The sequence below is a fragment of the Pseudomonas sp. Leaf59 genome (assembly GCF_920984685.1).
In the GTDB taxonomy this organism is placed as follows: domain Bacteria; phylum Pseudomonadota; class Gammaproteobacteria; order Pseudomonadales; family Pseudomonadaceae; genus Aquipseudomonas.
In genome coordinates, this window is the sequence record NZ_CAKLBR010000006.1 from 133779 (window position 1) to 147201 (window position 13423).

13 protein-coding genes are annotated in these 13423 nt (G+C 62.1%); 12 read left to right on the forward strand and 1 reads right to left on the reverse strand.

The features are described from left to right. Positions 1–29: 29 nt before the first annotated feature. Positions 30–572: an oligoribonuclease gene (gene orn / locus LUB09_RS08950; protein ID WP_209987873.1), complete on the forward strand. Its 543-nt coding sequence runs from the start codon at positions 30–32 to the stop codon at positions 570–572. Positions 573–706: 134 nt separating this feature from the next. Beyond that, positions 707–1321, forward strand: a complete 615-nt coding sequence (locus tag LUB09_RS08955; protein ID WP_057010242.1) for a trimeric intracellular cation channel family protein — start codon at positions 707–709, stop codon at positions 1319–1321. Here LUB09_RS08955 and queG read toward each other — a convergent pair. Continuing rightward, positions 1315–2382 carry a tRNA epoxyqueuosine(34) reductase QueG gene (gene queG, locus LUB09_RS08960; RefSeq protein WP_231422384.1) on the reverse strand — a complete coding sequence of 356 codons (1068 nt, stop codon included), beginning with the start codon at positions 2380–2382 and terminating at the stop codon, positions 1315–1317. The genes LUB09_RS08955 and queG overlap by 7 nt on opposite strands. A 63-nt stretch (positions 2383–2445) precedes the next feature. Between queG and LUB09_RS08965 the strand changes: the two genes are divergently transcribed. The 10 genes from LUB09_RS08965 to LUB09_RS09010 all read left to right on the forward strand — a co-directional run bounded on the left by LUB09_RS08965 (position 2446) and on the right by LUB09_RS09010 (position 13387). Then, the gene (locus LUB09_RS08965; RefSeq protein ID WP_231422385.1) at positions 2446–3306 is read left to right on the forward strand and encodes an NAD(P)H-hydrate dehydratase; all 861 of its coding nucleotides are present in this window, start codon (positions 2446–2448) and stop codon (positions 3304–3306) included. Further along, positions 3294–3764 carry a tRNA (adenosine(37)-N6)-threonylcarbamoyltransferase complex ATPase subunit type 1 TsaE gene (gene tsaE / locus LUB09_RS08970; RefSeq protein WP_057010245.1) on the forward strand — a complete coding sequence of 157 codons (471 nt, stop codon included), beginning with the start codon at positions 3294–3296 and terminating at the stop codon, positions 3762–3764. Before LUB09_RS08965 ends, tsaE begins: the two co-directional genes overlap by 13 nt. A gap of 15 nt (positions 3765–3779) precedes the next feature. Further along, a complete protein-coding gene (locus LUB09_RS08975; RefSeq protein ID WP_209987883.1) occupies positions 3780–5201 on the forward strand; it encodes an N-acetylmuramoyl-L-alanine amidase in 1422 nt (473 codons plus the stop codon). Then, complete coding sequence (gene mutL, locus LUB09_RS08980) at positions 5201–7117, forward strand: DNA mismatch repair endonuclease MutL (RefSeq protein ID WP_416195150.1); 1917 nt, start codon at positions 5201–5203, stop codon at positions 7115–7117. Before LUB09_RS08975 ends, mutL begins: the two co-directional genes overlap by 1 nt. After that, positions 7117–8088: a tRNA (adenosine(37)-N6)-dimethylallyltransferase MiaA gene (gene miaA / locus LUB09_RS08985; RefSeq protein WP_231422386.1), complete on the forward strand. Its 972-nt coding sequence runs from the start codon at positions 7117–7119 to the stop codon at positions 8086–8088. Before mutL ends, miaA begins: the two co-directional genes overlap by 1 nt. Before the next feature lie 95 nt (positions 8089–8183). Beyond that, the gene (hfq, locus tag LUB09_RS08990; protein WP_003171355.1) at positions 8184–8444 is read left to right on the forward strand and encodes an RNA chaperone Hfq; all 261 of its coding nucleotides are present in this window, start codon (positions 8184–8186) and stop codon (positions 8442–8444) included. A 12-nt stretch (positions 8445–8456) separates the two neighbouring features. Continuing rightward, a complete protein-coding gene (hflX, locus tag LUB09_RS08995) occupies positions 8457–9758 on the forward strand; it encodes a ribosome rescue GTPase HflX (protein ID WP_209987890.1) in 1302 nt (433 codons plus the stop codon). Positions 9759–9854: 96 nt separating this feature from the next. Next, positions 9855–11030 (forward strand): FtsH protease activity modulator HflK, encoded by a 1176-nt coding sequence (hflK, locus tag LUB09_RS09000; protein WP_003236241.1) that lies wholly within the window; start codon positions 9855–9857, stop codon positions 11028–11030. Continuing rightward, positions 11030–11896 (forward strand): protease modulator HflC, encoded by an 867-nt coding sequence (gene hflC / locus LUB09_RS09005; protein WP_209987893.1) that lies wholly within the window; start codon positions 11030–11032, stop codon positions 11894–11896. The genes hflK and hflC overlap by 1 nt, the downstream gene beginning before the upstream one ends. A gap of 303 nt (positions 11897–12199) precedes the next feature. Beyond that, a complete protein-coding gene (locus tag LUB09_RS09010) occupies positions 12200–13387 on the forward strand; it encodes an ATP phosphoribosyltransferase regulatory subunit (RefSeq protein ID WP_231422387.1) in 1188 nt (395 codons plus the stop codon). Positions 13388–13423: the final 36 nt, after the last annotated feature.

The window sequence follows — 13423 nt, forward strand, 5'->3', positions numbered from 1 at the left end:
CTACGCCAAGGTGCCAAGAGAATCAAGCCATGCTGAACCCACAGAACCTGATTTGGATCGATCTGGAAATGACCGGTCTGAACCCAGACACCGACGTCATCATCGAGATGGCGACGATTGTCACCGACAGCAACCTCAACACCTTGGCCGAAGGTCCGGTGATCGCCATCCACCACAGCGACGCGGTGCTGGCCACCATGGACGAGTGGAACACCCGCACCCACGGCAACTCCGGGCTGACCCAGCGCGTGCGCGACAGCCGCATCAGCATGGCCGACGCCGAAGCCGAAACCATCGCGTTTCTGGAAAAGTGGGTGCCCAAGGGCAAGTCGCCGATCTGCGGCAACAGCATTTGCCAGGACCGGCGCTTCCTCTATACCCACATGAAGGGGCTGGAGAGTTACTTCCACTATCGCAACCTGGATGTGTCCACCTTGAAGGAGCTGGCCGCGCGCTGGGCGCCCGAGGTTAAAGACAGCTTTCATAAAGGCAGCACGCATCTGGCGCTGGATGACATTCGCGAGTCGATTGCCGAGTTGCAGCATTACCGCAAGCATTTCATCAAGGCTTGAAGATGTCTTGACTGGCCTGGCGCTATCGGGAGCAAGCCCCTCCCACATTGATCTGCGAACGCAGTCAAATGTGGGCGCTTGCTCCCGATGGACGCGACTCGGTCACCTTTGATGCCCATGCAAGGACCGCCCGCATGCTGCTGATGCTCTACCTCATCGCCATCACCGCCGAAGCCATGACCGGCGCCCTGTCCGCCGGTCGGCGCGGCATGGACTGGTTTGGCGTGGTGCTGATTGCCTGTGTGACGGCACTGGGAGGCGGTTCGGTGCGCGATGTGTTGCTCGGCCACTACCCGCTGACCTGGGTCAAACACCCGGAATACCTGATACTGACTTCGATCGCCGCGCTGGTGACGATCTTCGCCGCACCGTTGATGCGCCGCCTGCGCTCGCTGTTTCTCGCGCTGGACGCCGTGGGGCTGGTGGCTTTTACCCTGATTGGCTGCATGACCGCCCTGGAAATGGGCCATGGCATGTTGGTGGCTTCGGTCAGCGGGGTGATCACCGGGGTGTTCGGCGGCATCCTGCGGGACATTTTCTGCAACGACATTCCGCTGGTGTTCCGCCGTGAGCTGTACGCCAGCGTTTCATTTCTCGCCGCGTGGTTCTACCTGCTGTGCCTTTACCTCGAGTTGCCCAGTGAGCAGGCCATTCTGCTGACGCTGTTCAGCGGTTTTCTGTTGCGCCTGCTGGCGATCCGCTTTCATTGGGAAATGCCCAAGTTCGTCTATAACGACGACGTTCACTGACGTCCGGCGTGCTGCTTCAGCGCCCATTCCACGTGCTCGCGCACCAGCTCTGAAGGGTAATCGCGACGCGCCTGCAACGCCTCCAGCACCGGAATGCTCGATGGCGCATTGCCCAGGCCCACTGCCAGGTTGCGCAGCCAGCGCTCATAACCGGCGCGCCGCAGCGGTGAGCCTTCGGTGCTGCTGAGGAATCTGTCCTCGTCCCACAGAAACAGTTCGGCCAGTTCTGCGTTATCCAGATTGTGCCGTGGCTTGAAATCGCTTTCGGCGGTGGGCCGGGCGAAACGATTCCATGGGCAAACGATCTGACAGTCATCGCAGCCAAACACGCGGTTGCCGATCAGCGGGCGCAGGTCCTCGGGAATGGCGCTCTTGAGTTCGATGGTGAGGTAGGAAATGCAGCGCCGGGCGTCAAGTACGTAGGGGCCGACGAAGGCATTGGTCGGGCAGATATCCAGGCACGCCGTGCAGCGGCCGCAATGTTCGGTGCTGTGGGGCGCATCCACCGGCAGCGGCAGGTCCACGAACAGCTCGCTGAGGAAAAAGTAACTGCCGGCCTTGCGGTTGAGCACCAGGGTGTTTTTACCGATCCAGCCGAGACCGGCCTGTTCGGCAATGGCTTTTTCCAGCACCGGCGCGCTGTCGACGAAGGCACGAAAGCCGAACGGGCCGATCTGCGCCTGGATGCGGTCGGCCAGTTGCTGCACACGCTTGCGGATCAGCTTGTGGTAATCGCGGCCCAGGGCGTAACGCGAGATGTAGGCTTTTTCCGGCTGTGCCAGCAAGTGAGCCATCTGGGTGTCGCCGGGCAGATAATCCATGCGCAGCGACACCACGCGCAGGGTGCCCGGCACCAGTTGCTCGGGATGGGAGCGTTTGCTGCCATGGGCGCCCATGTAGTCCATCTCGCCGTGATAGCCCGCGTCGAGCCAGCGTTGCAGGTGCTGCTCATGCTCGGCCAGGTCCAGGCCGCTGATGCCCACTTGTTGGAAGCCCAGCTCGCGGCCCCAGTCTTTGATCGATTGGGCAAGCGCGGGCAGATCGGAGGTAATGGCAGGCATGAGACACAAGAAACCACAGGTTAGATGGGTATAATTCTGCCAGACATCGGAGCTTGAAGACGCATGCCTCAGACAAAACACGAAATAACCGACGTTCAGCCACTGTTGCCCGGCAATTTGCCGCAACTGCCTGCACGTTCCCCGGATGCCCATAAAGGCCAGTTTGGCCATCTGCTGGTCATTGGCGGCGACCATGGCTTTGGCGGCGCCGCGCTGCTGAGCACCGAAAGCGCCCTGCGCAGTGGCGCCGGCATGGTTTCCCTGGCGACCCGGCCTGAGCATGTGCCGGCGGCGCTGGCGCGACTGCCGGAGGTCATGGCGCTGGGCGTTAGCTCGGCCAACCAGTTGATGGGCCTGCTGGAAAAAACCTCGGTCATCGTCATGGGTCCTGGCCTGGGCGAATCAGCCTGGGGCAGAAGCCTGTTGTCGGTGGCGGCCAACGCCAAACTGCCGCAGGTGTGGGACGCGGACGCATTGAACCTGCTCGCTGCAGGCCATGTCGACTTGCCGGCCAATTGCGTGATCACCCCCCATCCGGGCGAGGCCGCGCGTTTGCTGGGCATTACCACCGCCGAGGTTCAAGCTGATCGCCTCACTGCGGCACTCGCGCTGAGCCTCACATTAAATGCCGTGGTTATTCTCAAAGGAGCTGGCAGTCTGATTGCAAGCCCCGATGGGGACGTTGCCCGTTGTGATCAGGGCCATCCCGCCATGGCTGCGCCCGGTCTGGGTGATGTATTGGCCGGGTTGGTGGGTGCATTGCTGGCCCAGGGCATGCCGGCTTATGACGCCAGCTGCCTGGCGGTGTGGCTGCACGCTACGGCAGGTGATCGTCAAGGCACCTTCGGTCGCGGGCTGGCGGCCAGCGACCTGATCCCCGCCATTCGTCAATTGCTGGAGGAGCAGTCGCCGTGTCTGACGTAACCCTGTTCCTGGCCGATGAAGATGCCATGGTGGCGCTTGGGAATCGTATCGCCGCCGTCACGGCAGGCGCCGGGCTGATCTTCCTCGAAGGCGACCTCGGCGCGGGCAAGACCACGCTGTCGCGGGGGATTATTCGTGGGCTTGGGCACGCTGGCGCGGTGAAAAGTCCCACGTTTACGCTGGTCGAACCCTACGAGATCGGCGACGTGCGCGCCTTTCACTTCGATCTGTACCGCCTGGTCGACCCCGAAGAGCTGGAATACATGGGCATTCGTGATTACTTCGACGAAGATGCGCTGTGCCTGATCGAGTGGCCAGATAAAGGTGCAGGCTTTTTGCCAAAGCCGGACATGACCATTACCATTACGCCGCATGAAACAGGACGTCAGCTGAAGTTGTTGCCCCAGAGCGCGCGTGGCCAGTCGTGGTGCGCCGCTTTGGCATTGGAATTCAAATAATTGGTGGGGTTAGGTATGCGCTTTCGCGCGTTGGTTGCTGTCGTGGGAGTGTTGCTTGCGGCAATGACTGTCAATGCTCTGGCTGCTTCACAGGTGAAAAGTGTTCGCCTGTGGCGAGCGCCGGATAACACGCGACTGGTGTTTGACCTGTCTGGCCCTGTCCAGCACAGCGTCTTTACCCTGGCGGCGCCTGATCGCCTGGTGATCGATATCAATGGTGCGACCCTGGCCGCACCGCTCAAGGTGTCCACCGCCAACACGCCGATCACCGCCATGCGCTCGGCCCAGCGTACGCCCACCGACTTGCGCGTGGTCATCGACCTGAAAAAGGCCGTGACCCCGAAAAGCTTTTCCCTGGCGCCCAACGCCCAGTACGGCAACCGCCTGGTGGTCGACCTGTTCGACAATGCCGCCGACGCCAACCCGACGCCTGCGCCGACGCCGAGCGTGGCGACCGTGCCCGCGATACCGGTCAACCCATCGCAACCGCAGGTGAAATTGCCGCCGCCGCCGCCCGCGCCGCCGGGCAAGCGCGACATTATTGTGGTGATCGACGCCGGCCACGGCGGTGAAGACCCGGGGGCCTCCGGCTCGCGCGGCCAGCATGAAAAAGACGTGGTGTTGGCCATCGCCCGCGAGCTGCAGCGCCAGGTCAACGGCATGAAAGGCTATCGCGCCGAGCTGACCCGCACCGGTGACTACTTCATTCCGCTGCGCGGCCGTACGGAAATCGCGCGCAAGAAGGGCGCCGACCTGTTCGTTTCGATCCATGCCGACGCTGCGCCGTCCAGCGCCGCCTTCGGTGCCTCGGTGTTTGCCCTGTCCGATCGCGGCGCCACGTCCGAAACGGCGCGCTGGCTGGCCGACAGTGAAAACCGTTCCGACCTGATCGGCGGGGCCGGCAACGTGTCCCTCGACGACAAGGACAAGATGCTCGCCGGCGTACTGCTCGACCTGTCGATGACCGCCTCGCTGACCTCCAGCCTCAACGTCGGCCAGAAAGTCCTGAGCAACATCGGCCGGGTCACCTCGCTGCACAAACAGCGCGTGGAGCAGGCCGGGTTCATGGTGTTGAAATCGCCGGATATCCCGTCGATCCTGGTCGAAACCGGCTTTATCTCCAACGCCAACGAAGCCTCCAAGCTGGCCAGTGCCAGCCATCAGCAGGCCCTGGCGCGTTCCATCAGCGCCGGCGTACGGCAGTTCTTCCAGCAGAATCCGCCGCCGGGCACCTACATTGCCTGGCTGCGTGATTCCGGCAAAATCGCCCAGGGCCCGCGCGACCATCGCGTGCAGCCCGGCGACACCCTGGCCATGCTGGCGGTGCGCTTCCAGGTGTCGCCTGCCACGTTGCGCAGTGCCAACAACCTGAAGAGCGACGAACTGAAAGTCGGCCAGGTGCTGACCATCCCCGGCACTGAATTGGCGGCGCAGTAATGAGCGAGTCCTTGTTGAACAGTGGCTCGCGCATTGAATTGCTCAGCCCGCGCCTGGCCAACCAGATTGCCGCCGGTGAGGTGGTTGAACGCCCGGCGTCGGTGATCAAGGAGCTGCTGGAAAACAGCATCGACTCCGGCGCCAAACGCATCGATGTCGACGTGGAGCAGGGCGGCGTCAAGCTGCTGCGCGTACGCGACGATGGCAGTGGTATCTCCTCGGATGACCTGCCGCTGGCCCTGGCCCGTCACGCCACCAGCAAAATCCGCGACCTCGAAGACCTGGAGCGGGTGATGAGTCTGGGTTTTCGCGGTGAGGCCCTGGCGTCGATCAGCTCCGTGGCGCGCCTGACCCTGACCTCGCGCACCCGCGACGCCGAGCAGGCCTGGCAAGTGGAAACCGAAGGCCGCGACATGGCCCCGCGCGTTCAGCCGGCGGCGCATCCGGTGGGTACGTCGGTGGAAGTGCGCGACCTGTTCTTCAACACCCCGGCCCGGCGCAAATTCCTCAAGGCCGAGAAAACCGAATTCGATCACCTGCAGGAAGTCATCAAGCGCCTGGCCCTGGCACGTTTCGACGTGGCGTTTCACCTGCGTCACAACGGCAAGACCATCCTCAGCCTGCACGAAGCCCATGACGATGCTGCGCGTGCCCGACGGGTGTCGGCGATCTGCGGCGCGGGTTTCCTGGAGCAGGCGCTGCCGATCGAGATCGAGCGCAATGGCCTGCGTCTGTGGGGTTGGGTGGGCCTGCCGACGTTCTCGCGCAGCCAGGCGGACTTGCAGTATTTCTTCGTGAATGGCCGTGCGGTGCGCGACAAACTGGTGGCGCATGCGGTGCGTCAGGCGTATCGCGACGTGTTGTTCAACGGTCGGCATCCGACCTTTGTGTTGTTCTTTGAGGTCGACCCTTCGGTGGTCGACGTCAACGTGCACCCGACCAAGCATGAAGTGCGCTTCCGTGATGGGCGCATGGTGCATGACTTCCTGTATGGCACCTTGCACCGCGCCCTGGGCGATGTGCGTCCGGACGATCAACTGTCGGCGCCGATCGTGACGGCAGTGGTGCGGCCGACCGGCCCCGAGGCCGGTGAGTTCGGGCCGCAGGGCGAAATGAGCCTGGCGGCCAACCTGCTGCAATCGCCGCAGCCACAGCCTTCGTACACCGCGCCGGGCTCGGGTGCTGGCGCGGGGTATCAGTATCAATACACGCCGCGCCCGCAATCGACTGTGCCGGTGGCCGAGGCCCAGGCGGCCTATCGCGAATTTTTCGCGCCGCTGCCGGGTGCCGAGCCGGGCGCCGCCGTTGCGTTGCCCGAAGGTGGCGGTGATATTCCGCCGCTGGGTTATGCGCTGGCCCAGCTCAAGGGGATCTACATCCTCGCGGAAAACGCCCACGGTCTGGTGCTGGTGGACATGCACGCCGCCCACGAGCGAATCATGTACGAGCGCCTCAAGATCGCCATGGCCAGCGAAGGCCTGAGCGGCCAGCCGCTGCTGGTGCCCGAATCCCTGGCCGTCAGTCAGCGGGAAGCCGACTGCGCCGAAGAACACCATGGTGTGTTCCAGAAACTCGGTTTTGAACTGCAACGCCTGGGCCCGGAAACCCTTGCGATCCGTCAGATTCCGGCGCTGCTCAAACAGGCCGAGGCCAACCGCCTGGTGGCCGACGTGCTGGCCGACCTCATGGAATACGGCACCAGTGACCGTATCCAGGCGCACATCAATGAGCTGCTCGGCACCATGGCCTGCCACGGCGCGATCCGCGCCAATCGCCGTCTGGCCCTGCCGGAAATGAACGGCCTGCTGCGCGACATGGAAAACACCGAGCGCAGTGGCCAGTGCAACCACGGCCGGCCGACCTGGACCCAGATGGGCCTGGACGATCTGGACAAACTGTTCCTGCGCGGCCGCTGATGAGTGCCTTGCCCCCCGCGATCTTTCTGATGGGCCCCACGGCCGCCGGCAAGACTGACCTGGCCATCGAGCTGAGCAAGGTGCTGCCCTGCGAGCTGATCAGCGTCGACTCTGCCCTGGTTTACCGGGACATGGATATCGGCACCGCCAAGCCTTCCAAAGCGCTGCTGGCCGAACATCCCCACCGCCTGATCGACATCCTCGACCCGTCGATGAGCTATTCGGCTGCGGATTTTCGCACTGACGCCCTGGCAGCCATGGCCGACATCACCGCGCGGGGCAATATCCCGCTGCTGGTGGGCGGCACAATGCTCTACTACAAGGCTTTGCAGGAAGGGCTCGCCGACATGCCGCCCGCCGACGCCCAGGTGCGCGCCGAACTTGAGGACGACGCTGCCCGCCTTGGCTGGCAAGCCCTGCACGACCAACTGGCGGTGGTAGACCCGGTGTCTGCCGCGCGTATTCACCCCAACGATCCGCAGCGCCTCACGCGCGCGCTGGAAGTCTGGCGTGTGAGCGGCCAGACCATGACTGAACACAGGCTGAAACAAACTGCGCAAAGTGCTGATGCAGACGCGTCGGGTCAATCACAATTGCCCTATACTGTCGCGAATCTGGCCATTGCCCCGGCAAATCGCCAAGTGCTGCATGAACGAATTGCGCAAAGATTCACGATTATGTTGGAACAGGGGTTTGTGGACGAGGTCGTAGCTTTGCGTTCCCGAGGTGACCTGCATGCCGGGCTGCCTTCGATACGCGCTGTAGGCTACCGTCAAGTCTGGGATTACCTGGATGGCAAGCTGACGTCAGCCGACATGCAGGAGCGCGGCATCATCGCCACGCGCCAATTGGCGAAGCGCCAGTTCACCTGGCTGCGCAGCTGGAGCGATTTGCACTGGCTGGACAGCCTGGACAGCGACAATCTGTCACGCGCCTTGAAATACCTGGGGTCGGTCTCCATATTGAGCTGAGTCCTTGCAATTGCCGTCTATCCTTGGGGGTGTGACGGCCATAAGCTACCCATTTTCCGATTTTTTAATTATTGATCCTTAAAGGAGTGCGACACATGTCAAAAGGGCATTCGCTACAAGACCCTTACTTGAACACTTTACGTAAAGAGAAAGTGGGGGTTTCCATCTACCTGGTCAACGGTATCAAGCTGCAAGGCACGATCGAGTCGTTCGACCAGTTCGTGATCCTGCTGAAAAACACCGTCAGCCAGATGGTCTACAAGCACGCTATCTCGACAGTCGTTCCAGTCCGTCCAATCCGTCTGCCTAGCGCAGCCGGTGATGATGCAGCTGACGCTGAGCCAGGTAACGCCTGATAGGAGTCTCCTTTGTTCTTTGAGCGCCACGGTGGTGGTGAGCGAGTAATCCTCGTTCACTTGGATGGACAGGACCCTGAGGCGCGCGAAGATCCGCAGGAGTTTCAGGAGTTGGCAAATTCGGCCGGCGCCGAGACCGTTGCGTTTTTTAACGTGCCGCGTCATCGGCCAACCGCCAAATACCTGATCGGCAGCGGCAAGGTCGAGGAACTGCGCGACCTGGTCCACGCCGAAGAAGCCGATCTGGTGATCTTCAATCACACCCTCACGCCCAGTCAGGAACGCAACCTCGAACGTGTTTTCGAGTGTCGCGTGATCGACCGTACCGGTCTGATTCTCGATATTTTTGCCCAGCGCGCCCGCACCCATGAAGGCAAGCTCCAGGTCGAACTGGCCCAGCTTGACCACATGAGTACGCGTCTGGTGCGCGGCTGGACTCACCTTGAGCGTCAGGGTGGCGGTATCGGCATGCGGGGTCCGGGTGAAACCCAGCTCGAAACCGACCGACGCCTGCTGCGGGTGCGCCTGCGCCAGATCAAGGGGCGCCTGGAGAAGGTACGCAGCCAGCGCGAGCAATCGCGTCGAGGCCGTTCGCGTGCGGATATTCCTACCGTGTCGCTGGTGGGCTATACCAACGCCGGCAAATCCACACTCTTCAATAATGTGACGAAGTCGGACGTGTATGCGGCCGACCAACTGTTCGCCACTCTCGACCCGACCTTGCGCCGCCTTGATATAGGCGACCTGGGGCCGATTGTCCTGGCCGACACGGTAGGTTTCATTCGTCACTTGCCCCACAAGCTGGTCGAGGCCTTTCGGTCTACGCTCGAAGAGTCGAGCAACTCCGACCTGCTGCTGCATGTGATCGATGCGGCCGAACCGGACCGCATGCTGCAGATTGAACAGGTGATGGTGGTACTGGGCGAGATTGGTGCCCAGGACTTGCCGATCCTCGAGGTCTATAACAAACTCGATTTGCTTGAAGGCGTTGAGCCACAAATTCAGCGCGACGAGAACGGCGTACCCCAGCGGGTGTGGCTGTCGGCGCGTGATGGCAGTGGTCTGGAGCTGCTTGAACAAGCGATTGCCGAACTGCTCGGCAGTGATTTGTTCGTCGGCACCTTGCGCTTGCCGCAGCGTTTTGCTCGACTGCGTGCACAGTTTTTCGAACTGGGCGCGGTACAGAAAGAAGAACACGACGAAGAAGGTGTCAGCTTGCTGGCCGTTCGGTTGCCGCGCTCGGAGCTCAATCGGCTGGTCAGCCGCGAGGGCGAGGTGCCAGCGGAGTTCATCGAACAACACACTTTGCAATAAAAGCCTCCTAAAGCGGTTGTGCCGCAATGGCAGGCATTCTGTAGCATTGGTCGGCGCGCCGTGGGCGCGTCTTTGCTTTATCAGATGGAGAGCGCTATGGCTTGGAATGAGCCGGGTGGCAACTCGAATAATCAGGATCCTTGGGGTGGTAAGCGCCGCAATAATGGCGACCGCAAGGGGCCACCAGATCTCGACGAGGCCTTCCGAAAGCTGCAGGAAAGCCTGAATGGGTTGTTCGGTGGTGGGAAAAAACGGGGTGGTGACGACGGCGGTCGCACAAGCAAGGGCGGTGGCTATGGCCTGCTGGGCCTGGGTCTTGTCGTGCTGGCGGCCGTATGGCTGTACAGCGCCGTTTACGTGGTGGACGAGCAGGAGCAAGCCGTGGTGCTGCGCTTCGGCAAGTACTACGAGACGGTCGGGCCGGGCCTGAACATCTACTTCCCGCCGATCGACAAGAAGTACATGGAGAACGTCACACGTGAGCGTTCCTATACCAAGCAGGGCCAGATGCTGACCGAAGACGAAAACATCGTCGAAGTGCCGCTGACCGTGCAGTACAAGATCACCAACCTGCAGGACTTCGTGCTGAACGTCGACCAGCCGGAAATCAGCCTGCAACACGCGACCGAAAGCGCCTTGCGCCATGTGGTGGGTTCCACCGCCATGGATCAGGTGCTGACCGAAGGCCGTGAGTTGATGGCCAGCGAAATCAAGGAGCGTCTGCAACGGTTCCTCGATACCTATCGCACCGGTATCACTGTCACCCAGGTGAACGTGCAGAGCGCAGCGGCACCGCGTGAAGTGCAGGAAGCCTTCGACGACGTGATCCGCGCCCGTGAAGACGAGCAGCGTTCGCGCAACCAGGCTGAAACCTACGCCAACGGCGTCGTGCCGGAAGCCCGTGGTCAGGCCCAGCGCATCCTTGAAGATGCCAACGGCTACCGTGACGAAGTGGTCTCGCGCGCCAAGGGTGAGGCGGATCGCTTTACCAAGCTGGTCGCCGAGTATCGCAAGGCACCCGAGGTCACCCGTGAGCGTCTGTACCTGGACACCATGCAGGAAGTCTTCAGCAACACCAGCAAGGTTCTCGTGACCGGCAGCAAGGGCGGGCAGAACAACCTGCTGTACCTGCCGCTGGACAAGATGATCGAAGGTGGTCGTAGTGGCGCCAGCGCGCCGTCGACCGGTTCGAACGCCGCTGCCAACGAAGCCAGCGCCCGTGCGGCCGCTGACCTGCTGCAACAGCAAACACGTACCAGGGAGAGTCGTTGATGAGCAATAAATCGCTGACCGCCCTGATTGTGGGCGTCGTCGTGGTCATCGCTGCCTGGAACTGCTTCTACATCGTCGCTCAGACCGAGCGCGCGGTGCTGCTGCAATTCGGTCGCGTGGTCCAGGCGGATGTCCAGCCCGGCCTGCATGTGAAGGTTCCTTACGTCAATCAGGTGCGCAAGTTCGACGGTCGCCTGATGACCCTGGATGCACCGACGCAGCGCTTCCTGACCCTGGAAAAGAAAGCCGTGATGGTTGACGCCTACGCCAAGTGGCGCGTCAAGGATGCCGAGCGGTACTACACCGCGACCTCCGGCCAGAAGCAGCTTGCCGATGATCGTTTGTCGCGTCGTCTCGAGTCGGGTCTGCGCGACCAGTTCGGTAAGCGCACCCTGCACGAAGTGGTATCCGGCGAGCGTGATGCGCTGATGGCGGATATCACCCGCTCGCTGAACACCATGGCGGAAAAGGAACTGGGTATCGAAGTGGTCGATGTGCGCGTCAAGGCCATTGATCTGCCCAAGGAAGTGAACCGCAGCGTGTTCGAGCGTATGAGCACCGAGCGTGAGCGTGAGGCACGTGAGCACCGCGCCAAGGGTAACGAACTGGCTGAGGGGATCCGTGCGGATGCCGACCGTCAGCGTCGTGTCCTGCTGGCGGAAGCCTATCGCGAGTCTGAAGAGGCCCGTGGTGATGGCGATGCGCAAGCGGCGGCGATCTACTCCAAGGCCTATGGCCAGGACCAGGAGTTCTACGCGTTCTATCGTAGCCTGCGTGCCTACCGCGAAAGCTTCGCGAACAAAACCGACGTCATGGTGCTGGACCCAAGCAGCGATTTCTTCCGCTACCTGGAAAAAGCCAAGTAATCAGCTCGTCACTGTGCAGGAACCACTCCGTCGGGCGGCTAAAATGCCGGGCGGGGTGATCCTTTCAGAAAACGGGTGTATGATGCGGCAGCCGGGAAATTCCCGGCTTTTTTGCGTCTGCATGTTTGATTGTTGATGGTCGAGCAGGCGCCACCGGTTTTTCGAGGAAAGTGCCCGACGAGGCCATTGACAGGCCGTTCGTCACGTCGCTCTTGCGCGTGGTTTATGCAAGGGGCGGGTGTTTTCTGCTTCACTCAAGGCTCGGCCGAGGGCTGGCCGCCCGGATCAAAGGGGAATGGCGTAATGGCAACGGTAGACCGCTGGCTGCTGCCAGATGGCATCGAAGAAGTACTGCCACCAGAGGCTGCGCGCATTGAAGTAGCGCGTCGCCAGGTGTTGGATCTGTTCCAGAGCTGGGGTTACGAGTTTGTCGTGACTCCCCATATCGAGTACCTGGAATCCCTGCTGACCGGCGCGGGCCAGGACCTGGATCTGCGCACCTTCAAGGTTATCGACCCGCAATCGGGCCGGCAGATGGGCTTTCGTGCCGACATCACGCCACAGGTTGCGCGCATCGACGCGCACACTCTGCGCCGCGAAGGCCCGAGCCGCCTGTGCTACGCCGGCAGTGTGCTGCATGCGCAGCCGCGTGCCCTGTCGTCTTCGCGCAGCCCGATCCAGCTGGGGGCCGAGCTGTATGGCGACGCCAGCCCGAGCAGCGACGTTGAAGTGATCAGCCTGATGCTGGCCATGTTGCAACTGGCTGATGTGCCGGATGTGCACATGGACCTGGGTCACGTGGGTATCTACCGTGGTCTGGCCCGTGCCGCCGGGTTGTCCGGCGAAGTGGAGCAGCAGTTGTTCGATGCCCTGCAACGCAAGGCCATCGATGAAGTCATTGCCCTCACCGAAGGCGTGCCTGCAGACCTGGCCGGCATGCTGCGTGCGCTGGTCAACCTGTGCGGTGGTCGTGAAGTGCTGGTGGCCGCGCGTGAGCGCCTGGCCAATGCGCCGGCGTCGGTATTGGCCGCGCTGGACGACGTGCTGGCGATTGCCGAGCGCCTGTCGGCGCGTTTCCCGCAGTTGCCGCTGTACTTTGATCTGGGCGAGTTGCGCGGCTACCACTACCACACGGGTGTGGTGTTCGCCGTATTCGTACCGGGTGTTGGCCAGGCCATCGCCCAGGGCGGTCGTTATGACGATATCGGCGCTGACTTTGGTCGCGCGCGTCCGGCTACCGGCTTTTCCACCGATTTGAAAACCCTGGTGACCCTGGGGCGTGCTGAGGTCGAGCTGCCGTCTGGTGGCATCTGGATGCCCGACAGTACGGACGCAGCACTCTGGCAGCAGGTTTGCCAGTTGCGCAGTGAGGGTCAGCGTGTGGTCCAGGCTTTGCCTGGGCAGCCATTGGCCGCCGCCCGTGAAGCGGACTGCGACCGGCAATTGATTCAGCAGAACGGGCTTTGGCAAGTATCGCCACTGGCTTCTTGAGTTTTCCTGCCGGCCATCGCCGGCACCAAGTTTGCG